The organism is Saccharopolyspora hirsuta (assembly GCF_008630535.1).
Taxonomy (GTDB): Bacteria; Actinomycetota; Actinomycetes; order Mycobacteriales; family Pseudonocardiaceae; genus Saccharopolyspora; species Saccharopolyspora hirsuta.
The window spans coordinates 1-20,883 of the sequence record NZ_VWPH01000025.1; the positions used below are offsets into that span (position 1 = coordinate 1).

At 70.8% G+C, this 20,883-nt stretch carries 21 protein-coding genes; 11 read left to right on the top strand and 10 right to left on the bottom strand.

All coding sequences use genetic code 11. The annotated features are described in order from the left end of the window. Positions 1-186: 186 nt before the first annotated feature. Positions 187-1,152, bottom strand: a complete 966-nt coding sequence (locus tag F1721_RS33735) for a R2-like ligand-binding oxidase (protein WP_150070917.1) — start codon at positions 1,150-1,152, stop codon at positions 187-189. A gap of 104 nt (positions 1,153-1,256) precedes the next feature. On the opposite strand from F1721_RS33735, the gene F1721_RS33740 reads away from it, so the two are divergent. Next, positions 1,257-1,877 carry an HAD family hydrolase gene (locus F1721_RS33740; RefSeq protein WP_281288844.1) on the top strand — a complete coding sequence of 207 codons (621 nt, stop codon included), beginning with the start codon at positions 1,257-1,259 and terminating at the stop codon, positions 1,875-1,877. On the opposite strand, the gene F1721_RS33745 is transcribed toward F1721_RS33740, so the two are convergent. Beyond that, positions 1,878-2,084: a hypothetical protein gene (locus F1721_RS33745; protein ID WP_150070918.1), complete on the bottom strand. Its 207-nt coding sequence runs from the start codon at positions 2,082-2,084 to the stop codon at positions 1,878-1,880. A 242-nt stretch (positions 2,085-2,326) separates the two neighbouring features. Here F1721_RS33745 and F1721_RS33750 point away from each other — a divergent pair, with 242 nt between their 5' ends. From F1721_RS33750 to F1721_RS33765, 4 genes are all read left to right on the top strand, one after another. After that, positions 2,327-2,719 carry a cold-shock protein gene (locus tag F1721_RS33750; RefSeq protein ID WP_150070919.1) on the top strand — a complete coding sequence of 131 codons (393 nt, stop codon included), beginning with the start codon at positions 2,327-2,329 and terminating at the stop codon, positions 2,717-2,719. Positions 2,720-2,842: 123 nt separating this feature from the next. Then, positions 2,843-4,267: a serine hydrolase domain-containing protein gene (locus F1721_RS33755; RefSeq protein WP_150070920.1), complete on the top strand. Its 1,425-nt coding sequence runs from the start codon at positions 2,843-2,845 to the stop codon at positions 4,265-4,267. A gap of 17 nt (positions 4,268-4,284) precedes the next feature. After that, positions 4,285-5,250: a sensor histidine kinase gene (locus tag F1721_RS33760; RefSeq protein ID WP_150070921.1), complete on the top strand. Its 966-nt coding sequence runs from the start codon at positions 4,285-4,287 to the stop codon at positions 5,248-5,250. A gap of 332 nt (positions 5,251-5,582) precedes the next feature. Next, a complete protein-coding gene (locus F1721_RS33765) occupies positions 5,583-6,236 on the top strand; it encodes a response regulator (RefSeq protein WP_150070922.1) in 654 nt (217 codons plus the stop codon). Positions 6,237-6,243: 7 nt separating this feature from the next. On the opposite strand, the gene F1721_RS33770 is transcribed toward F1721_RS33765, so the two are convergent. From F1721_RS33770 to F1721_RS33785, 4 genes are all read right to left on the bottom strand, one after another. Further along, the gene (locus tag F1721_RS33770; protein WP_150070923.1) at positions 6,244-6,720 is read right to left on the bottom strand and encodes a DUF2771 family protein; all 477 of its coding nucleotides are present in this window, start codon (positions 6,718-6,720) and stop codon (positions 6,244-6,246) included. Positions 6,721-6,790: 70 nt separating this feature from the next. Next, complete coding sequence (locus F1721_RS33775) at positions 6,791-8,599, bottom strand: MFS transporter (RefSeq protein WP_150070924.1); 1,809 nt, start codon at positions 8,597-8,599, stop codon at positions 6,791-6,793. A gap of 418 nt (positions 8,600-9,017) precedes the next feature. Next, positions 9,018-9,767 (bottom strand): hypothetical protein, encoded by a 750-nt coding sequence (locus F1721_RS33780; RefSeq protein ID WP_150070925.1) that lies wholly within the window; start codon positions 9,765-9,767, stop codon positions 9,018-9,020. Positions 9,768-9,788: 21 nt separating this feature from the next. After that, positions 9,789-10,625 (bottom strand): glutaminyl-peptide cyclotransferase, encoded by an 837-nt coding sequence (locus F1721_RS33785; RefSeq protein ID WP_387511875.1) that lies wholly within the window; start codon positions 10,623-10,625, stop codon positions 9,789-9,791. Positions 10,626-10,703: 78 nt separating this feature from the next. Between F1721_RS33785 and F1721_RS33790 the strand changes: the two genes are divergently transcribed. Continuing rightward, positions 10,704-11,555, top strand: a complete 852-nt coding sequence (locus tag F1721_RS33790; protein WP_150070926.1) for a DUF3027 domain-containing protein — start codon at positions 10,704-10,706, stop codon at positions 11,553-11,555. Then, positions 11,552-14,530 (top strand): sacsin N-terminal ATP-binding-like domain-containing protein, encoded by a 2,979-nt coding sequence (locus F1721_RS33795; protein WP_150070927.1) that lies wholly within the window; start codon positions 11,552-11,554, stop codon positions 14,528-14,530. The genes F1721_RS33790 and F1721_RS33795 overlap by 4 nt, the downstream gene beginning before the upstream one ends. On the opposite strand, the gene F1721_RS33800 is transcribed toward F1721_RS33795, so the two are convergent. Further along, the gene (locus F1721_RS33800) at positions 14,531-14,773 is read right to left on the bottom strand and encodes a DUF397 domain-containing protein (protein ID WP_211840739.1); all 243 of its coding nucleotides are present in this window, start codon (positions 14,771-14,773) and stop codon (positions 14,531-14,533) included. Continuing rightward, entirely contained in the window at positions 14,757-15,608 is an 852-nt protein-coding gene (locus F1721_RS33805) for a helix-turn-helix domain-containing protein (protein WP_170301708.1), read from the bottom strand. Before F1721_RS33805 ends, F1721_RS33800 begins: the two co-directional genes overlap by 17 nt. A 114-nt stretch (positions 15,609-15,722) precedes the next feature. On the opposite strand from F1721_RS33805, the gene F1721_RS33810 reads away from it, so the two are divergent. Further along, positions 15,723-15,938, top strand: coding sequence for a hypothetical protein (locus tag F1721_RS33810; RefSeq protein ID WP_150070929.1), 216 nt, complete (start codon positions 15,723-15,725; stop codon positions 15,936-15,938). Between the two features lie 760 nt (positions 15,939-16,698). On the opposite strand, the gene F1721_RS33815 is transcribed toward F1721_RS33810, so the two are convergent. Beyond that, on the bottom strand, positions 16,699-16,986 hold the full coding sequence (locus tag F1721_RS33815) for a DUF2530 domain-containing protein (RefSeq protein WP_150070930.1): 288 nt from the start codon (positions 16,984-16,986) through the stop codon (positions 16,699-16,701). A 59-nt stretch (positions 16,987-17,045) separates the two neighbouring features. Here F1721_RS33815 and F1721_RS33820 point away from each other — a divergent pair, with 59 nt between their 5' ends. The 3 genes from F1721_RS33820 (at position 17,046) to F1721_RS33830 (ending at position 20,477) form a co-directional block, all read left to right on the top strand. Next, positions 17,046-18,512: an NCS2 family permease gene (locus tag F1721_RS33820; RefSeq protein ID WP_150070936.1), complete on the top strand. Its 1,467-nt coding sequence runs from the start codon at positions 17,046-17,048 to the stop codon at positions 18,510-18,512. A gap of 179 nt (positions 18,513-18,691) precedes the next feature. After that, the gene (locus F1721_RS33825) at positions 18,692-19,126 is read left to right on the top strand and encodes a MarR family winged helix-turn-helix transcriptional regulator (protein ID WP_150070931.1); all 435 of its coding nucleotides are present in this window, start codon (positions 18,692-18,694) and stop codon (positions 19,124-19,126) included. Positions 19,127-19,157: 31 nt separating this feature from the next. After that, entirely contained in the window at positions 19,158-20,477 is a 1,320-nt protein-coding gene (locus F1721_RS33830; protein ID WP_425474430.1) for an MFS transporter, read from the top strand. A gap of 281 nt (positions 20,478-20,758) precedes the next feature. Here F1721_RS33830 and F1721_RS33835 read toward each other — a convergent pair. Continuing rightward, positions 20,759-20,883 (bottom strand): Fe-Mn family superoxide dismutase (locus tag F1721_RS33835; RefSeq protein ID WP_246155523.1); only part of this gene is annotated, 125 nt, incomplete at its 5' end.

The window sequence follows — 20,883 nt, forward strand, 5'->3', positions numbered from 1 at the left end:
ATACAACAACACCCGAAGCTCCTGGCAGTCCTGGGTTGATCTTGGTCGACGATCCATCTACCAGGAGCTTCACTCACACCCAAGCCCCTCCACCCTGACCAGCAAAAATCAGGATGAAAAAGGCTCATTGAAATCGCGGAAGGTCGGGCGACCCGTCCACGTGTCGTGCGCCCCACGGCGCGGGGATCAGCGGAGCTTGGCGAGTTCGGCGGCGTCCTCCTCGCCGAACTGGTCCTCCAGCTTCTCCGGGGAGGCGTCGACGTCGATCTGGCTCAGGGGCATGCCGCGGGCGCTGGAGATCGCGCCGAGGCGGCGGGTCGCGCGGTCCGTGGCGTAGGCGGTGAGCTCGTCCTTGTCCAGCTCGAACGGCAGCACCTCCGGCGCGTCGTCCGGGCGCCACTGGACCTGCGCGACCGCGTGCGGGAGCACCCGGTTCATCTGGTCCTCCACCACTTCCCAGTTGCGCTCGTCGGCGGCGACGTGGCGGCGGCAGGTGAAGGTGCCCCAGGCCATGTGGCGGCGCTCGTCGTCGCCGATGTGCCTGATCACCTGCTGCATGCCGGGCAGGATGCCGCGGCTGACGCAGATCTTGTGCCAGGCGAAGTAGCCGGTCAGCGCGAGGGTGCCCTCGACGATGTGGTTGTAGGTGACCGATGCCCGCACCTGGTTCTCCGGGCTGGGGTCGGCGTGCAGCGCGTGCAGCGACTCGGGCAGCAGCTTGTAGAAGATCTCCCGGTAGCCGGGGTTCTCCTCGACGTACCAGTGCAGGTCCTCGGTGAGCCCGACGGCGTCCATCCACAGCCGGAAGACCTGGGTGTGCTTGGCCTCCTCGAAGACGAACTGGGTCAGGTACATCTCGTCGCCGAAGCGGCCTTCGGCGGCCATCGCGGCCATGAACGGCTGGAGGTCCTGGGTGACGGCCTCCTCGCCGGCGATGAACTGCGCGCACAGCCCGGCCACGCTGCGCTGTTCGTGCTCGTCGAGCTGCTGCCAGTCCTCGGCGTCCTGGCTGAAGTCGATGTCGGCGGGGTTCCAGAACTTGGCGTTGCCCTTGGTGAACAGGCGCAACGGCAGGGAGTCCCAGTTCAGGCCGCTGGCCCGCAGGGAGTGGAAGCCTTCGCGATGGGCGGGGTGCGCGGTCGTGCTCGTCATTGAACGACTCCAGCTCGCCGAATGTGAGAAGGATTACCAAATGATTTTCGATACTAACCAGTTCCGCGTCAAGGGCGTGGCCGTCGCTCCGTAGGGTGGTTCGCGTGGCAGCACAGCGCACCGGCCCGACCGTCGGCTTCGACCTGGACATGACCCTGATCGACCCGCGTCCCGGCATGGTCCGCGCGATCGAGGAGCTCAACCGCGAGTTCGGCCTGACCCTCGACGGCGACCACTTCGCGTCGAACCTCGGCCCGCCGCTGTACGACTCGATGCGCGGCTACGGCTTCGACGACGCCACGGCGCAGCGCCTGGTCCAGCACTTCCGGCTGGTCTACCCGGACGTCGTGGTCGGGGCGACGACCGCGCTGCCCGGCGCGGCCGAGGCGCTCGCGGCGGTGCGCGAGCTGGGCGGCCGGACGCTGGTGATCACCGGCAAGTACCAGCCGAACGCCGAGCTGCACCTCAAGGCCCTCGGCTGGGAGGTGGACCGGCTGGCCGGGGACGTCTTCGCCGCCGCGAAGGGCGAGGTGCTGCGGGACGAGGGCGCGACCAGCTACGTCGGCGACCACCTCGGCGACATCACCGGTGCGCGGGCCGCGGGCGCGACCGCCGTCGCGGTGGCCACCGGGCCGTACAGCGCGGACCAGCTGGCCGAGGCCGGGGCCGACGTCGTGCTGCGCGACCTCACCGAGTTCCCGGCCTGGCTCGCGCAGCAGAGCTGATCAGCGGCGGCGGTTGCGCAGGACCGTCGCGACCACGCCGAGGACGAATCCGGCCGGGCACAGCAAGGTCGCCAGGTTCAGCCAAACGGGTAGGTTCTGGTAACCGACGGCGAACAGCGCGAAGATCGCGATGATGGCCAGCAGGCCCAGGGCGAACATGGCCACCGAGACCGGGAGGATTGCGGACCTGCGCGCGGAAGCTGCCATGTCCAGCAGCGTATTCAGGTACTGCGCCGGGTGCCGCAGCGACCCTTGCTCGATAAGGCCGGGTCTTCCCAGCCCGGTACGCGGTACGCTTGAATGACGCGTCCCGGCGCGCGCAACTGCGAAGCGTAGTCGGGGCGCTTTCGTCGTGCCGGGGCCGTTCGGTCCCCGCGCGGCGGACCGAGACGAAGGACGACGGAGGCCCAGCAACCGGGCCAGTGCATCGACAGGGAACGGTGAGGACAGTGCCGACCGGCAGGGTCAAGTGGTTCGACGCGGACAAGGGCTTCGGCTTCCTGACCCAGGACGGTGGGGAGGACGTCTACGTGCGCGCCTCCGCGCTGCCCTCCGGCGTGGAGGCCCTGAAGACCGGCCAGCGCGTCGACTTCGACATGGCCCAGGGGCGCCGCGGTCCGCAGGCGCTGAAGGTGAAGCTGCTGGACCCGCTGCCCTCGGTCGCCGAGGCGCGCCGACGGCCCGCCGACGAGCTGCACGGCATGGTCGAGGACATGATCAAGCTCCTGGAGCTGAAGGTCCAGCCCGACCTGCGCCGCGGCCGCTACCCGGACCGCAAGACCGCCAAGCGCATCGGCGAGGTCGTGCGCGCGGTCGCCCGGGAGCTGGACCCGGGCAGCTGACGAGGACCACCGGAGGCCGGGCGGACCGCGCGGTGCGCCCGGCTTTCCTATGCCTTTCGGCAGGGGTGGTCGTGGCCGCTCGGCAGATCCGCGGAGGCTGCCCGGATCCCTAGCGTTCCAGGCATGAAAGCGATGATCATCGCACTCGCAGCGGCCATCGGGCTGGCAGCGCCGCCGTCCGCGCCGACCTTCGACGACTACTCGTCCAGCGCGCTGGAGTCGACCGGGCTGCCGGGGTTCTCCGTCGTGGTCACCAAGGGCGACGAGGTGGTGCACGCCGCGGGCTACGGTCACGACTCCACCGGTCGGCCGATGACCGCGGGCACCCCGATGCGGGTCGCCTCGGTCAGCAAGTCCTTCACCGCGATGGCGGTCATGACGCTGGTGGACGCCGGGAAGATCGAGCTGGACCGGCCGGTGGTCGAGCAGCTGCCCGGGTTCTCGATGGCCGATCCGCGCGCGGTGAAGGTCACCGTCCGCCAGCTGCTGAACCAGACCTCGGGGTTCTCGGACACCACCATCGACATCAACGCGCTGGAGGACGCGGGCTCGCTGGCCGAGTACACGGCCCGGCTGAGCACCGGTTCGCTGGCCGCCGACCCGGGGACGCACTGGGAGTACTGCAACGTCAACTACGACCTCGCGGCCCGGCTGGTCGAGGTCGCCAGCGGGCAGCACTTCGGCGACTACCTGCGGCAGCACGTGTTCGGGCCGCTGGGCATGCGCACCAGCGCGGTCAGCGACGAGCAGCTGCGCCCGGCCGACGGGCACGTTTCGCTGTTCGGCGCGTGGATCCCCCGCGAGGAGCTGCCGGGGTTCCTGGACGGCAGCGGTGGTGGCGGGGTCATCACCACCGCCGCTGACATGGGCAGGTGGCTGGTCTCGCAGAACGGTGCGGGACAGCAGCTCGTGAGCCCGGCCAGCCTCCAGCTCATGCACAGCCCGTCGGCGGTGGACGACTACGGCATGGGCTGGGGAGTCGAGCAGCCCGAGGGCGGACCGGAGATGCTGGTGCACTCGGGGAACCTGTTCACCTACAACGCGGTGCAGGCGATCGTGCCGGAGACCGGGTACGGCTTCGCCGTCATGTCCAACGGTGCTTCGCTGCACGACAGCACCTACGAGATCCTCACCGGGCTGGTCGCGCTGAGCCAGGGGAAGACCCCTGCGGTCCCGGGCGGTGGCAGGCAGCAGGCCGAGCTCGTGCTGGGCGCGATCTTGCTGGTGGCGGTCGGCTTGGGCGTGCTCGGGGCGGTGCGCTCCCGCCGGTGGGCGGCCAAGCGCGCCGGATCGCCCGCGTGGCTGATCGGCCTGCGCCTGGTGCCCGCGCTGGTCCCGCTCGCCGTGTTCGCCGCGTACCCGAGCCTGATCTCGTTCATCAGCAACGGTCGGACGATCACCTGGGCCCAGCTCACGTACTTCCCGCTGCCGCTGACGGTCACGTTGCTGCTCGCGGCGCTGGCCGGGGCGAGCACGGTGGTGTTCCGGCTGGTGCGGTTGTGGTCGGGTGGCTACCGGGTCGGAGCTGCGGAACTGGTTCGGGGATGAGCTCTAAGGTCGTGCAGATGAGGAACGCCGCCGCGCTGCTGGTCGTCGTCGGGGCTTGCGTGGTCAACTCGTTCGACCTCGACGTGGTTCCGCTGTGGCGGCAGGTGCTGTTCGTGGTGCTGGCCGTGGCGGGGTACCTGCACGGTCGGCACCTCCCGGTGCGGCACGGCTGGGCGGTGTTCGCGCTGGCCGCCGCGCCGGGCGCGGTCGACCTGGTCATCTACCCGGGACGCGCGGTGGGACTGCTCGGACTCCTGGCGGTGTTCGTGGGGCTGCCGTGGCTGGCCGGGCGGTTCCGCCGCCAGCAGGCCGAGCTGATCGAGTCCGGGAAGGAGCGCGTGGCGCAGCTGGAGCGGGAGCAGGAGTTCATCGCCGAGCGCGCCCGCCTGCGCGAACGCGCCCGGATCGCCTCGGACATGCACGACTCGCTAGGCAACGACCTGGCGCTGATCGCGCTGCGCGCCGGATCGCTGGAGCTCGCCGCCGACATGACCGAGCCGAACCGGCAGGCGGCGGCCGAGCTCCGCGCAACGGCGGTGCAGGCCACCGACCGCCTGCGCCACACGATCGGCCTGCTGCGCGAGAAGACCTCGCAATCCCTGGAACCCCCGGACGAACCGGTGGAAGCCCTGGTGGACCGGGCCCGCAGCGCAGGGATGGACGTCGTGCTGCGACGCAGCGGCGAACCGTCGGCCATTCCATCCACAGTGGACCGCGCTGTCCACCGCGTGGTGCAGGAAGCGCTGACCAACGCAGCCCGCTACGCACGAGGCTCGCAGGTCACCGTCCGGATCGACCAGCTGCCGGAGGAGATCGAGGTCGTCGTGCACAACACCGCCGCCGACGCCGAGCCGATGGTCACCGGGAGCGGCAGCGGCCTGCTGGCCCTGGCCGAACGCGTAGAGCTGCTGGGCGGCACCTTCCACACGGAGCCGGAGGACGGCTTCACAGTGACCGCGCGACTGCCCTGCCGGGCAGAATGAGCGGGCCCTGCCCGAGGAGTTGTGACTGACTCCATGTCAACCGCACCTCAGGGGGCCGTGACGCAACTCAGCCACGGAAACCTCGAAACAGAAGCCAAGAACCAAACGCGACCACCACTGTGAATCGCGGAGAGGCGGAACTGTGAGGCGGAACAGTCCGCGCGGCTGCCCCACCGGGCAGAATGAGCGGGCCCTGACGGAGGAGCTGTGCCTGCCCCATGTCAACCGCACCTCAGGGGACCGTGACGCAACTCAGCCACGGAAACCTCGAAACAGAAGCCAAGAACCGAACGCGACCACCACTGTGAATCGCGGAGAGGCGGAACTGAACAGTGATCCGCGTGCTGCTGGCTGATGACGAGGCGATGATCCGCGCCGGAGTCCGCTCGATCCTGGCCACCGACCCCGGCATCGAGGTGGTCGCCGAAGCCGCGGACGGGCGCGAGGCCGTCGAGCTCGCCGCCCGGCACGAGCCGGACGTGGCGCTGCTGGACATCCGGATGCCGGTGCTCGACGGCCTGGCCGCCGCCGCGGAGCTGGCGCGGGTGCAGCCCGAGGTGGCGGTCGTGGTGCTCACGACCTTCGACGAGGACGAGTTCGTGGCGCGGGCGCTCGGCGACGGCGCCCGCGGGTTCCTCCTCAAGGCCGCCGATCCGCGCGAGCTGATCATCGGGGTCCGCGCGGTCGCCGACGGCGCGGCGTACCTGTCACCGCGGATCGCGCACCGGGTGATCGCCGAGGTCAACGGCGGTGCGCTGAGCCGACGGGCCGCCGCCCGGGAGCGGGTGGCGGCGCTGACCCCGCGCGAGCGAGAGGTGCTGGGGCTGGTCGGGGCCGGGCTGTCGAACCAGGCCATCGCGGGGCGGCTGTTCCTGGCCGAGGGCACGGTCAAGGCGCACGTCAGGACGATCTTGCAGCGCTTGGGCGCGAACAACCGCGTCCAGGCCGCGATCACCGCCTACGAGGCGGGGCTGGTCGGGGACTGAGCGGCGGTCACTGCTCCTTGGCGTCGAGCACCCAGCTGCCGCCGATGCCGAAGTCGACACCGCCGTCGGTGCCGGGTGTCAGCACCGCGGAGAACTGCTGGACCTCGACGTGCTCCAGCTGCTTGCCGTCCGGCGGGAGCTGGAGCGTGTAGGCGTGGCGCTCGTTCGGGGCGAAGACCGGGCTGCGCCCGTCCAGCTCCTCGCCGTTGGCACCGCGGTAGAGGAACACCACCTGCCACGGCGTTTCGGCGACCTCCCCGGGCACCGAGATCTGCAGCGGGCGACCCGCCGGAACCCGCAGCTCGCCGACCGCGCCCGGCGACGCCGTGCACTTCTCCCCGGTCGGGTCGCAGTGCTGCGCGGGCGCGACCTCCACCGACCGCCCGTGGGAGTAGAAGGTGACCTGCGGTTCGCTCGGCGCGGCGCAACCGGTGGCGAGCGCCACGCCCGCCACCGCCAGCAGCGGCTTCAGTCCACGATGCACGGTTCGAGCCTACAAGCCCGTCTCCGGGCTCATTTTGCGTGGCGGAGCCCTTGGCCGGTCCGGGCTGGCGCTACGACTCGGCCGTCGCCCGCTCGGCGGTCGGTGCTGCTCGCCGTCGGATGCGGGGCACCAGGGTGCTGCCCCGGCCCGCGGTGATCGTCTGCGCCAGCACGAGTGCCAGGAGGGCGGCCACCACCGCGAAGCCGATCCAGTAGACCGGTGGCAGCAGGACGCCCAGCGCGCCGCCGAAGACCCAGCTGAGCTGCAAGATCGTTTCCGAGCGGCCGAACGCCGAGGCCCGCGACTCCTCCGGCATGTCGTGCTGGATCACCGCGTCCAGGCAGACCTTGGCCAGCGCGCTCGCCGTCGCCCCGATCAGACCGACCACCACGGCCAGCGGCAGCCCCGCCAGCAGGGCGGCGCAGACCGCCACCACCAGCGCGCTGCCCAGGCAGGCGATGATCACCCGGTCCGGCTTGCCGAAGTGCATCTTCGAGCCCAGCGCGTTGCCGAGGAAGCTGCCGACCCCGGCCGCGCCGCCGACCAGCCCGAGCTCCACCAGCTGCATGAACGGCTCGTGCTGGGTGCCCTGCTTGATCACGAACGCGGCGAACAGCGTCAGGAACCCGGTCAGCACCCGGATGCCGCCGTTGCCCCACAGCGCGACCACGACGTGCCCGCTCAGCGGCACCTTCTTGGCCTGCGGGCGGCCACCGATCGACGTCGGCACCTCGCCCTCGGTGCTCTCCACCCAGCCCGGGATCCGCAGGCACAACCACACCCCGCCAGCGGCCATCGCGGCCATGAACCACAGGGCGCCCTCGGAGCCGAGCAGCCAGGCGAAGCCCGACGCGATCGCGCCGAAGATGCCGCCAGCCGCCATGCCGAACGCGGTCAGCCGCGAGTTGGCCTTGGTCAGGGTGATCTGCGAGGGCAGCACGCGCGGCGTCATCGCGGCCTTCAGCACGCCGAAGGACTTCGACAGCACCATGCAGCCCAGCGCGGCCGGGTACAGCAGCCAGCTGTCGAAGTTCAGCGCCATCACGGCGGCGAGCACCACCCGGACCGCGAACGAGGCGGCCAGCGCGTACCGCCGCCCCTGCTGCAACCGGTCCAGCGCGGGACCGATGACCGGCGCGATCACCGCGAACGGCGCGACCGTGATCAGCAGGTAGAGCGCGACCTTGTCCTTGCTCTCACCGGTGGCGGCGGAGAAGAACAGCGTGTTGGCCAGCGCCACCGCCATCGCGGCGTCCACCGCGTAGTTGCCCATCACGGCGTAGGTGAACTTCGCGAGCCCGGACCGGTCGGCCCCGTCGGCGTGCGCGAGCGAGAAGAACACCCGCATCGCCCGCTGCGTCAGATCCCGACTGCGCCAGGCCGCGACCCGCGTGACGGTCAGCTTCTTCGGCGGCGCGGTCCCGCGCGGCCTCTCGACCTCGGGCTCCCCGTCCTGCTCGCGGGAAGAGTGGTCCTCGGGCAGCGGCGGCAACCGCCGGTACCGGCTCCGCGGCTGGTCGTAGTCCGGGTCCTCCTCCCACGGATACCGCCTCGCGCCCCTACCGGGGCGCTCAGCGCCCGCGCCTGGTCCCTCGAACCGGTGCTCCGCCCGCTCCCGCTCGCCGTGCTCCGCACGCTCGCGTCCGCGCTCCGGCCGCCCGCTCCGCTCCGCGCGCTCGCTGCGCTCGCGCTCGTCACGCCCGCGCCCACGGCCCTCCGCACGCTCGCCGCGCTCCGCGGGCTCACCGGCCCCGTCCGCAGGCGCGCCCCAGCGCGCTGCGCCTCCGCCTTCGGCGTAGGAGCCGCGCTTGCCGCGCTGACCGGCGCCCCAGCCTGCGCGCGGGGAGTCCGAGCGCTGGTCATGGCGTCGCAAACCCATGCTCGTCATCCTGCCTCACCCCGCTCCCGCCTCGATCGGACTCCGCAGCTTTTCCACCGGCTCCACGGATAAAGAGGCGCGAACCGGCCCGTCAGATACACCCGTGACCCGATCTGGTGACGTTCACGGCCAAGATCCCCACCGTCCGGGTGATCTTGAACCCGAGCTGGTCCGCCGTGCCGGAGCGGCTGCGCCGCTGATGGCTGGCGGTGCCGTGCGGTCCCGCGGTGATTTCGCGCGAAACCGCCACCTCGCACGCGTGCGGAACGGCGATCTCGCGCGAAATCGCCGCACCCGACCCCGGGCCCGGCCAGCTGGAACGAGCCCGGCGGACACCACCGACGCCAGCCCGCCGGTGGTGTGAAGAAGTGATCGACCCCAGACCCCAGACGTCGAACCCCAGACCCAGTGAGCGGCGTCAGGCGGGGGTGAGCCGCCAGTAGCCGTAGGGGTTGAAGAAGATGTCGTCGTCCGGGTAGCGGTCGCAGGTCTGCTGGCGGAGGACCCAGCGCGGCGCGTCCTCGGCCAGGCGGAAGCCCTCGCCGTCGCGGATCTGGGCCGCGCGGGCCTCCGTGTGCAGGTAGCCGGTCAGGCCGTCGATGAGCTCCACCCACTCGCCCTGGCGGTTCACGTCGAGCAGGCCGTCGGCCTGCAGCTCCACGTCGGGCGCGCCCAGCAGGTGCATGCCGCAGGTGTAGAGGACGTCCTCGTCGAGGATCGGCCGCTTCACCCACGCCTGGCGCAGGGCTTCCGGCGCATCGGCGGCGTCGGCCAGCGCCAGCCAGGTGTCGCGGCTGTGCGCGAGCGCGCTGCTCTCGGACTTGACCGCCGTCGCGCCCCAGCGCTCGAAGAGCTCCGCGGTCACCGCCAGCATCCGCTCCGAGATGTGCTCCGCGTGCTCCTGACCGCCCTTGGCCAGCACGTACGCGACCGAGTCGTGGTCGGCCACCGCGTCCCAGTCGGCGTCGGTGAAGGTCAGCTCGGCCAGGCACGCCTCGAAGGCGTCCGGCATCCGGGGGTCGTGCTCGGCGCGGGACTCGTCCCGGTCCAGCGAGAAGAACGGCCCGCCTATCGCGCGGACGGCCAGCTCCACCCCGTCCAGGTCCATCCCGGAGCCGAGCACGCACAGCACGTGCAGGGGCTGCACGGAAGTCTGTTGATCATCCATGCGCAGAGACCGTACTAACGATCAGGCCGGGACGAAGCGAACTCGGAAAAGAGCGGGCCAGTACTTCCCGGTGATCAGGAACTCGTCGGTGCCCGGCACGGCCGCGATGCCGTTGAGCACGTCGGTGCCCGGCCGCTGCTGCGGGCTCAGCAGGCCGGAGGCGTCGACCACCGCCGTGACCTGCCCGGTCGCCGGGTCGATGCGCACGATCTGCTCGCTGCCCCAGATGTTGGCCCACACCTGGCCGTCGACGCACTCCAGCTCGTTGAGCTCCTCGACCGGGGACCCGGCCGCCACCACGTCCACCGAGCCGGTCGGCGCGAAGGTCACCGGGTCGCGGAAGGTCAGCCGGTCGCTGCCGTCGCTCATCACCAGCCGCGAGCCGTCGAAGCACAGCCCCCAGCCCTCGCCGGAGTACTCCACTCGGCGCAACTCGGCCAGGGTTTCCCGGTCCCGCTCCAGCGCGACCTCTTCCTGCCAGGTCAACTGCCAGATACGGTCACCCGTGACGGTGATGCCCTCCCCGAAGAGATCGGCCGGGAGCCGGGCTTCGCGGCGCACCTCGCCGGTGGCGAGGTCGGTGGCGCGCAGCAGCGACTCGCCCCGCAGACCGGTGCCTTCGTAGAGGGTGCCATCGGCGATTTCCAGGCCCTGAGTGAACGAGGAGCGGTCGTGCGGGAGCACGCGGATCACCTCAGCTCGAAGGTGTGGCAGGCTTCCCGCGTGCCCAACGCCCTGATCGGTCTGCTCGCCGTCGTGCTGGCCGTCGTGCTGCGCTGGTACCGACGGCGCGCACGCAACCACCCCGAAGGTGAGCACCACGCCGCAGAGAACACGTCGAGCCAGGAGCAGTCGCACCCCGAAAGCTTGACACGGCCGACTGCGCCGACGACCGCGTACGGCACAATCGAGCATGTGACGCCTATGCCTGCTCCGATGACCAGCCCAGGCGCGGATGCCCCGTTCGAGGACGCCGGGCTTCCCGAGCCGGAGCCCGTGAACCCGGAGCTCGCCGCGGCGGAGGACGTTGCGCGAGCTGCCGCGGAGGACGAGGCCAAGCCGGGGGAGGACCCGATCGGCTCGCCGGTGCTGACCGTGGACGCCGAGGCCGCCGACCCGGTGGGGGCGCACGTCGGCGTGGAGCCGGAGGGCCCGCACGCGGCAACGCACTACTTCGAGTCGAACTACCCGGGCTACGTCGGTTGGCGCTGGGCGGTCACCGTGGCCAGCGTCGGACCGGGCGAACCGGTCACGGTCAGCGAGGTCGTGCTGCTGCCTGGGCCGAACGCGCTGACCGCGCCCGACTGGGTGCCGTGGGCCGAGCGGGTGCGCCCGGGCGACCTCGGTCCCGGTGACCTGCTGCCGACCCGCGCGGACGACCCGCGGCTGGCGCCCGGCTACCTGGCCAGCGACGACCCGGCGGTGGAGGACGTCGCGCACGAGGTCGGCCTGGGCCGCAAGCGGGTGCTCAGCCACGAGGGCCGGCTGGAGGCCGCGGAGCGCTGGCAGAGCGGTGACTTCGGGCCGCGCGCCGACATCGCCCGCTCCGCCCCGGCGGCCTGCGGGACCTGCGGTTTCTTCCTGAAGCTGGCCGGTTCGATGGGTGGCGCGTTCGGCGTCTGCGCCAACGAGTTCGCGCCCGCCGACGGCCGGGTGGTCAGCGTCGAGTTCGGGTGCGGGGCGCACTCCGAGGTCGAGGTGGACACCTCGTCGACGGTGCCGGTGGCCGAGGTCGTCTACGACGACGCCACCCTCGACTTCGAGCCGCGCACGCCGGAGCGCGGGTGAACGACCCCGACGCGTTCGGCGCGGCCGAGCTCCGGCGGGCCGTGCTGCAGTCCTGGGAGGCCTCGCCGACCAGGTTCCGCGAGGACGCGAACGCCGAGGAGGACCTCCGGCTCGGCGGTTACCGCGACCGCCTGCTGGTCGAGCTGGCGCAGAACGCCGCCGACGCCGCGGGCTCGGACGGGGTGCTGCGCGTCGAGATCAGCGGCGGTGAGCTGCGCGTCGCCAACACCGGTGCGCCGCTGACCGCTGACGGTGTGGCGGGGTTGGCCTCGTTGCGGGCTTCGGCCAAGCGCGAGGGCGCCTCGATCGGCCGGTTCGGCGTCGGGTTCGCCGCGGTGCTGGCCGTCTCCGACGAGCCGAGCGTGGTGTCCACGACCGGCGGCGTCGCGTTCTCCGCCGCGCGGACCAGGGAGGCGGTGGCGCAGCTGCCCGGCCCGGCCGAGGAGCTGGCCAAGCGGTCCGGCGAGGTGCCGGTGCTGCGGCTGCCGTGGCCGGTGGCCGGTGAGCCGCCGACGGGCTTCGACACCGAGGTGCGGTTGCCGCTGCGCCCGGACGTCGACGCGGATGCGCTGCTGGCCGAGTTCACCGACCAGGCCCCCGACCTGCTGCTCGCGCTGCCCGCGCTGACCGAGATCCGCATCGGCGAGCAGACCTGGCGCCGCGAGGACCTGGACGCGGATCGCCTGGTGGTGCACGGGCCGGTCCGCAGCGACCGGTGGTTGGTGCACCGCGCGTCGGGGACGTTGAGCGAGAGCGCGCTGGCCGGGCTGGGCGTGGAGGCCCGGCACGCCGCGGAGTGGCGCGTGACCTGGGCCGTTCCGCTGGACGAGGACGGCACCCCGATCCCGCTGGCCGAGGACGTGCTGCACGCGCCGACGCCGACCGAGGAGCGGTTGTCGCTGCCCGCGCGGCTGCTGGCGAGCGTGCCGGTGGAGCCGGACCGGCGGCGGGTGGCGGCGTCCGGCGCTTCGGACGCGGTGCTGACCTTCGCCGCGGAGTGCTACCCGTCGCTGGTCGGCAAGGTCGCGGCGGAGCACCGGACCGCGCTGGTGCCGCTCGCCGGGTTCCCGCTGTCCGATGTGGACGACAAGCTGCGGCAGGGCGTGACCGACCGGCTGCGGGTCGCGGCGTGGCTGCCCGCGGCGGGCGGGAAGCTGGTCGCGCCGCTGGAGTCCCGGGTCCTCGAGTACGTCTCGCCGGAGCTGGTGGAACTGCTCGCGGACGTGGTCCCCGGCCTGCTGGAAGCCGACTTCGCCGACGCGGGTCACCGCAGGTCGCTGCACGTCCTGGAGGTCCGGCGGCTGGCCGCTGCGGAGATCGTGGCAGCGGTCACCGGACTGCAGCGCCCGCCGGAGTGGTGGTACCGGCTCTACGACGCGCTGGTGCCGGTCGAGGGCGCGGACCCGGCAGCCCGCGAGGAGTTCACCGCGCTGCCCGTGCCGCTGGCCGACGGCCGCACCGTCAGCGGCGTGCGCGACGTGCTGCTCAGCCAGCGCGACGCCGACCCGGACCCGGCCGCTCTGCTGTCCACACTGGACATCTCCGGCCTGCGCATCGCCCACCCCGACGCCACGCACCCGCTGCTGGAGAAGCTGGGCGCGCACCAGGCGGGACCGGCCGAGCTGCTGGACGCGCCGCCGCTGGAAGACGCCGTGCGCAGCAGCGTTTCCGACGCGCGCGCCGGTGCCGACGTGCGGCCGCTGGCCGACGCGGTGCTGCAGCTCGTCGCGAACACCCAGCCGCGCGAGTGGATCGGCGCGCTGGCGCTGCCCGACGCGCACGGGGACTTCCGCCGCGCGGACGAGCTGCTGCTGCCGGACGCCGAGCTGCTGGACGTGCTGGACGACCAGTACATCGGCGAGGACGGGCCGCTGGCGGTGCTCGACGAGGAGTTCGCCGCCGAGTGGTCGACCGAGCTGCTGCGCTCGATCGGCGTGCTGGACACCTTCGCGGTGCACGTCGAGGAAGACCCGCTGGAGCCCGACGAGGACTTCCCGGACATCCGCCTGTGGTGGGCCGAGCAGGAGGCGGCGCAGCCGGAGAGCTGGCCGCCGCCGAGGTTCGTCGGCATCCGCGACCTGGACCTGGTCGCCGACGACGCGTGGCCCGCCGCGCTGCGCCTGCTGGCCCGGCACCCGGAAACCCTGCGTGCGCTGCGCGAACCGGAGAGCTACTCGGCCTGGTGGATCGAGCGGTACGCGCTGCTCGCCGGTGCCCCGCCGCGCACCTGGCGGCTCCCGGATGCAGAGGAGCTGGCGGGCCTGTACGACCCGGTGCCGGACGTGGGCCTGGACGCGGAGCACCTGCGGCTCGCGGGCGTGCGCGACGAGCTCCACGTCGAGGACACCGACGATGCAGCGGACCTCTTGGAGCGCTTGGGCGACCCGGAGCGCACAGTGCGCGCCGGGACGGCACTGCGTGCCCACCAGGCGCTGGCGGAGGCCGTGGCGTGCCGGACGATCGACCCGTCCGAGATCGACCCGCCGGAGATGGTGCGCTCGGTGTCCGGCGCGGTGGTCAGCACCGGTCGAGCGGTGGTGCTGGACGAGCCGTGGATGCTCAGCGTCCTGGAAGCCCCGCTGGTGATCGCCGGAGGCAGCCCGGACCAGTTCGACGCCGAAGCCCTCGCGGAGCTCCTGGACCTCCCGCTGGCGTCGGAGGAGAACACGATGCAGGTGGTCGGCGAAGGCCGGACCCAGCGCTGGCCCGAGGTGGGCCGCGTCCCGGCGTCCTGCGAACTCCTCGGGATCCCGCTGCCCACCGGCGAGATCACCCTCCACGACGGCCTGCGGGTCCGCTCCTCGGCGGGCGAGCAGCGAGTCCACTGGTGGGTGGAGAGCACGGGCGCGGTCCACGCGGAGCGAACCCCGGACGGCCTCGCCCGAGCCCTGGCCTGGGCCGCCGGAGCCTGGCACGAGCGTTTCGCCCTGACAGCCCTCCTGGCAGACCCGGAAGCGACAACCCTCCTGCGCTGATCAGCGCAGCTGATCAGCCTTCAGGCGGTGTAAGAACGAGCCCCACGCCCGCGGCGGGAACGCCAACGTCCCGCCGTCGCGGTCCTTGGTGTCCCGCACACCGACGAGGTCGACACCAGTGCCGACCTCGACGCAGTTGCTCTCCACGCCGCTGTAGCTGGACTTCCGCCAGCCGACCTCTACGCAGTTGGACTCCTCGCCGCTGTAGCTGGACTTCCGCCAGCCCTCAATCCGCATGGTCATGGTTCTCCATCGCTGTCGCACAAGTTGAGATGAGGTCGAGGGAATCAGCAGGGCCAAGCGCTGCTTTTGCCAGTCTATCTACGCTTTTGGTGAACGGGAACGTGTCAGCAGGATCATCGAGGAACACCCCGGCTCGTCTGTGCTCCAAGTGCACGATCGTCCGCTGACGTTGGAACTCCATGATCAGCTGGCTTCCGTTCAGGCCGACGTAGGCCCCCAAGCTGTACGGGACGACTTGGACCGTGATGTGCGGACGTTGTGCCATCCGTTCGATGTGCCGAAGTTGTTCGGCCATGACTTCAGGACCGCCGACCATGCGATGCAGGATCGACTCGTCGATGAGTGCATGGAACACGACAGGGTCTTTACGGGTCAGTACCGTTTGCCGCCCCAGGCGGAGTGCTACCCGAGACTCAACGTCCTTCTCGTCTTGGACGCCAGCACCGATGATTGCCCGCGTGTAGTCGGCGACCTGAAGCAGGCCCGGGACTGCACCCAGCGCAACGTCGGTGATTTTCGTTGCGCTTCTTTCGAACTCGAGCAGGGCGACGAGCTGTGCAGGAAGCCCCGGGTGGCCTGCGACCTCCCACCAGTGGGGTTGATGAGCATCTTGCGCGAGTTCTAGCAACCGAGTCCGTTCACGTCCCGTGATGCCGAGTGTGCCAAGGATGATTGCTATCTCAGTTTCCGTGGGAACCTTTGCCCCGGACTCGATCCGGCCGAACGTCGCTCTCGACCAGTCGCATTGTTCGGCCAGTTCCTCCAGGCGCAGGCCAGCGGCCTTCCTGAGCTTGCGGATTTCTGCGCCAAGTCCACGAGAGCGTGCAGTTGTCATATACCCACGGTATTTCAGGGCATGAGACACCGCCATTACACATCACGGTGAACCGGCTTGATTTGAGACTTCTGAGCCAGTCTTATCGGGACAAGAAACGCGGAAGGAGTCCCGATGTCTGGTTTCTTGACCTACGTGTGGCGTCCGGTCACGGGTGGCCGTCACGCTTTTCCCATCGCGGCAACGAAAGCCCCACCGGATGGGCGGGTCGAGGCCTACTGCGGGGCGGAGGCGGATGCCTCGGAGCTGCATGACCGGTCCGAAGTGGACTGGGTTCGTGAGAAGTCCTGCATGGCCTGCTGGCGCCTGCTCGCCGACACACATTCGTGAGCGGGGATGGCCGCCCTTACGGCCATCCCCGCTCACGAACCCTGACCAGCCACACCAAGAAAAAGGAACACCCATCCTCATGTTCTGGATTCAGCTCAGCACCTTCGTCCTGTTCAACGTCCTGCTCCTGGCGATGATCGCCACCCAGGTCCCCTTCGGAGGTCTGAGATTCGCAGCGGGCCAGCACGCGGGAACAGGCGACGGCGAATACACCGTCTGGCACCTCATCGCCGACATCGAAAACGAACGCACCACCGCGGCCACCCCAGGGCCCCGCCACCGCGAACACCCACCGATACCCCCAGCACAACCAGCCCAACCACCAGCACCGCCACAACCCGAGTTCCCAGCATTCGACCCCGACGACCACCCCACCGGCCGCCACCACCTCCGCACGTCAAAGACGTCCTCCACAGGCAGGTGAAAGGGGTCGTGAGTGCGTAACAGTGTTCGAACACTGTTACGCACTCACGACCCCACCCACCACCCAAGGCCGGGCCGGTGCGGCTCGACGATCCCCCGGCCACCAGCCGCACCGGCCCACCCCGGCGGCCGGGCGCGACCCCCCTCCCCGCGCCCGGCCGCCCGCATCTCAGTCGCGGAGACGTCGCGGTTCGCGGGGGCTTTGGCCGTCCTTCTGCTTGGGTGGTATTTCCGCAGGTGGTCGCCCGTGAGTGTTTTGGGGTGCTATGGCACCCCAAAAGCACTCACGGGTCTTGACCTGCGGAGATGTGGCGACTCCGGCTGGGGGCGGGTGGGGTCAGCCGTCGAGGCCGGAGAGGCCTTGCCAGGCTCCTCGGGAGCCCCGTCGGGCGGCCGAGCGCTGCCAGCGGAAGACTCCGTAGCCGATGACGCCGAGGACCACGCCGGACACGCAGGTCCAGAACTCGATCTGGACGTTGCCGCGCAGGGCGAACACCACCGCGCCGACCAGCCACAGGGCGGTGCCGGTGAGCACCACCGGGGTCGGGTCCGCCAGCCTGCGGGGCAGGTGGGGGACCGGTCGGTGACCTGCCGCGGTGGGGGTGGGTTCGCTGTCCTGTGCCACGTCAGGCAGGCTACCTCCGGTTGATGGACGCGCGCTCCGGCGCGGTGATGGGAAGCACGATGGTGGACGAGACCGAGAGCAAGAAATCCCTGCTGGACCAGTACTTCAAGATCACCGAACGCGGTTCCAGCATCTCCCGCGAGGTGCGCGGCGGCATCGTCACGTTCGTCGCGGTCGCCTACATCATCGTGCTGAACCCGCTGATCCTGGGCAGCTACTCCGCCGACGACGCCAGCGCCAAGCGCGACGTGCTGGGCAACATCCTGCCGGTGCCGCAGGTCGCCGCGGCGACCGCGCTGGTCGCGGGCGTGATGACCATCCTGTTCGGGCTCATCGCCAACTACCCGTTCGCGATCGCCGCCGGGCTGGGCATCAACACGCTGCTGGCGGTGACCATCGCGCCGCAGGTGACCTGGCCGGAAGCGATGGGCCTGGTGGTGATCGACGGCGTCATCATCCTGATCCTGGTCGCCACCGGGTTCCGGACGGCCGTGTTCAACGCGGTGCCACCCGAGCTGAAGGCGGCCATCGCGGTCGGCGTCGGCGTCTTCATCTCCTTCGTCGGCCTGGTCGACGCCGGGTTCGTGCGGCGGCTGCCGGACGAGGCCAACACCACCGTGCCGGTGGGCCTGGGCATCGACGGCTCGATCGCCTCGTGGCCGACCGCGGTGTTCGTCTTCGGCCTGGTGCTGACCTCGGTGCTGGTGGCGCGCAAGGTGCGCGGCGGGATCCTGATCAGCGTCGCGGTCACCACGGTGCTGTCGATCATCGTCGAATCGATCTTCCACGCCGGTCCGTCCAAGGGCACCAACCCGTACGGCTGGAACCTCGGCTACCCGGCGGTGCCGGAGCAGATCGCCGGGCTGCCGGACCTGTCGCTGGTCGGCGACATCTCCTTCGGCGCCTGGACCCGGCTGCCCGCGCTGGCCGCCGCGCTGCTGGTGTTCACGCTGGTGCTGGCGAACTTCTTCGACGCCATGGGCACCATGACCGGGCTGGGCAAGGAGGCCGGGCTGGCCGACAAGGACGGCAACCTGCCGGGCATCGGCAAGGCGCTGGCCGTCGAGGGCGTCGGCGCGGTCGCCGGCGGTGTCGGCTCGGCGAGCTCGAACACGGTGTTCGTGGAGTCGGCCTCGGGCATCGCGGAGGGCGCGCGGACCGGCCTGGCGAACGTGGTCACCGGTCTGCTGTTCCTGGCGGCGATGTTCTTCACCCCGCTCTACCAGGTCATCCCGGTGGAGGCGGCGGCTCCGGCGCTGATCGTGGTCGGGGCGATGATGATCGGCCAGATCAAGCAGATCGACCTGTCGGACTTCAGCATCGCGCTGCCCGCGTTCCTGACCATCGTGGTCATGCCGTTCACCTACTCGATCGCCAACGGCATCGGCGCGGGCTTCGTCAGCTACGTGCTGCTGCGGGTGTTCACCGGCAAGATCCGCACGATCCACCCGCTGATGTGGGTCGTCTCGGCGGCGTTCGTGCTGTACTTCGCGGCCGCGCCGATCAGCGAGATCTTCGGGATCTGAGCTGGTCAATGCCCGTGAGCACTTTGTGGGGCCATAGCCCCGGAAAGTGCTCGCGGGAGCGGGCGATGCGTCGATTCGGGTGCGAAGGCGAGACTTCGGGCGGCCCGATCATTAGTCTGGACTGCCACTGAGCTGATCAGTTTGTCCGATTCCCCGATATAGTTTGGTAGACTAACGACGTGTCCGAGATTGCGGAACGCGAGCGCACCCTGGCGAGTCGGCTGCGGCTCGCGGTGGTTCGCCTGAACCGGCGGCTGCGTGCGCAGAGCAGCGATTCGAAGATCACGCTCTCCCAGCTGTCCGCGCTGTCCTGCCTGCACAAGGCGGGCGCGCTGACGCCGGGCGAGCTGGCGGCGCGGGAGGGCGTCCAGCCACCGTCGATGACCAGGGTGATCGCGGCCCTGGAAGACGCCGGGCTGGTCGTCCGCCGGGCACACCCGACCGACGGTCGGCAGGCCATCGTCGAGGTGACCGACGCGGGCCGGGCCCGCATCGAGGAGGAGGTCTCCGTTCGCGAGCGCTGGCTGGACCAGCAGCTGGTGGACCTCACCGAGGAGGAGCGCGCGGTGCTGTTCCAGGCCGCGGAGATCATCGACCGGCTGGCGGGCCGATGATCGAACCCAGCGAGAGGCGGTAAGCACCGGAGTGGTTGACCAATCCCGATCCAGCGTCGGCGCCGAACCCGGCGGAGGTCAGGTCAACCGCACACAGGTGTCCACATCGGACACGAGAGGCGGCATGTTCCGCTCGCTGCGCGAGCGCAACTACCGCTACTACGCCTCAGGTCAGATCGTCTCGCTGACCGGTACCTGGATGCAGCGGGCCGCGCAGGACTGGCTGGTCCTGGAGCTCTCCGGGGGCAGCCCGGCAGCCCTCGGCGTGGCGGTCGCGCTCCAGTTCATCCCGACGCTGCTGCTCACCCTGTGGGCGGGGGTGGTCGCGGACCGCTTCGACAAGCGGCGCGTGCTGATCGGCACGCAGATCGCTCTCGGCGCGTGCGGGCTCGTGCTCGGGCTGCTCGACGTCACCGGCGTCGCGGTGCTCTGGCACGTCTACGTGCTCTGCTTCGTGCTCGGCTGCTTCGCGGCCGTCGACGCGCCGGTGCGGCAGTCGTTCGTGGTCGAGATGGTCGGCCCGGCGCAGCTCACCAACGCCGTCGCGCTCAACTCGATGACCTTCAACCTGGCCCGGATCGTCGGCCCGGCCATCGCGGGGCTGCTGATCACCGCGATCGGCACCGGCTGGGTCTTCCTGATCAACGGCGTCAGCTCGGCCGCCGTGGTGCTCGGCCTGGTGCTCATGGACGTCACGGCGCTGCACCGGGCGGAACGCGCGCCGAAGGAGCGCGGCCAGCTGCGCGCGGGCCTGCGCTACGTGCTCGGTCGGCCGGACCTGATGGTCGTCATGGTGCTGGTGTTCTTCGTCAGCACCTTCGGCATGAACTTCGAGAACACCTTCGCCGTGATGGCGCGCAACGTCTTCGGGCGCGACGCCGACGGCTACGGGCTGCTGATCACGATGCTGGCGGTCGGCACGCTGACCGGCGCGGCGCTGGCGGCGCGGCGCAGCGGTCGCGGCGGGCCGCGGATGCGGTTGCTGCTGGTGGGGGCCGCGGTGTTCGGCGCGCTGGAGGCCGGAGCGTCGCTGATGCCGAGCTACGAGCTGTTCGCGGCGGCGCTGATCCCGGTGGGGATCGCGGTCATGACCTTCACGACCACCGCGAACGCGACCGTGCAGCTGGCCGTGGAGCCGACGATGCGCGGGCGTGTCATGGGGCTCTACATGCTGCTGTTCCTGGGCGGCAAACCGCTGGGCGGGCTGGCCTCCGGATGGCTGGCCGAGCTGCTGGGGCCGCGCTGGCCGATCCTGCTCGGCGGGCTGATGTCGCTGGTCGCGGCGGTGGTCGGCGCCGGGGCGCTGTTCTTCCAGCGCCGGGGGTTGCGCACCCGTAGCAGGTTAGGCTAACCTAAATCCCGTCCGCTTCGTGGTGGGAGCGGCAGTCAGTTCGGGAACAGATCGAGCCCCGGTCGCCTTCGGGCGGCCGGGGCTCGATCGTTTCGGCAGCTGGCTTGTCGGAGCACTCACCGCCGAGCCCTTGGGAGGGGTCGCGACCCCGCTGGAGATCCGCGCGTAGACCTCCAGTGGAGTCGCACGTCAGCCCTGTCCGGAACTGACACCGGCGCCGCCGGGCGGGCGATCACAGGAGGAGGACCGCCGCCGCGGCGCACCGGGGCTTGGTGCGCTGGTCAGGCCGTGGGGAGTCGCAGGCCGTTGTAGCCCGCGCGGGCGTCGGCGAAGCGCTTGCCGACCTCGTCCCAGTTGACCACGTTCCACAGGTGCTTGACGTAGTCCGCCTTCACGTTGCGGTACT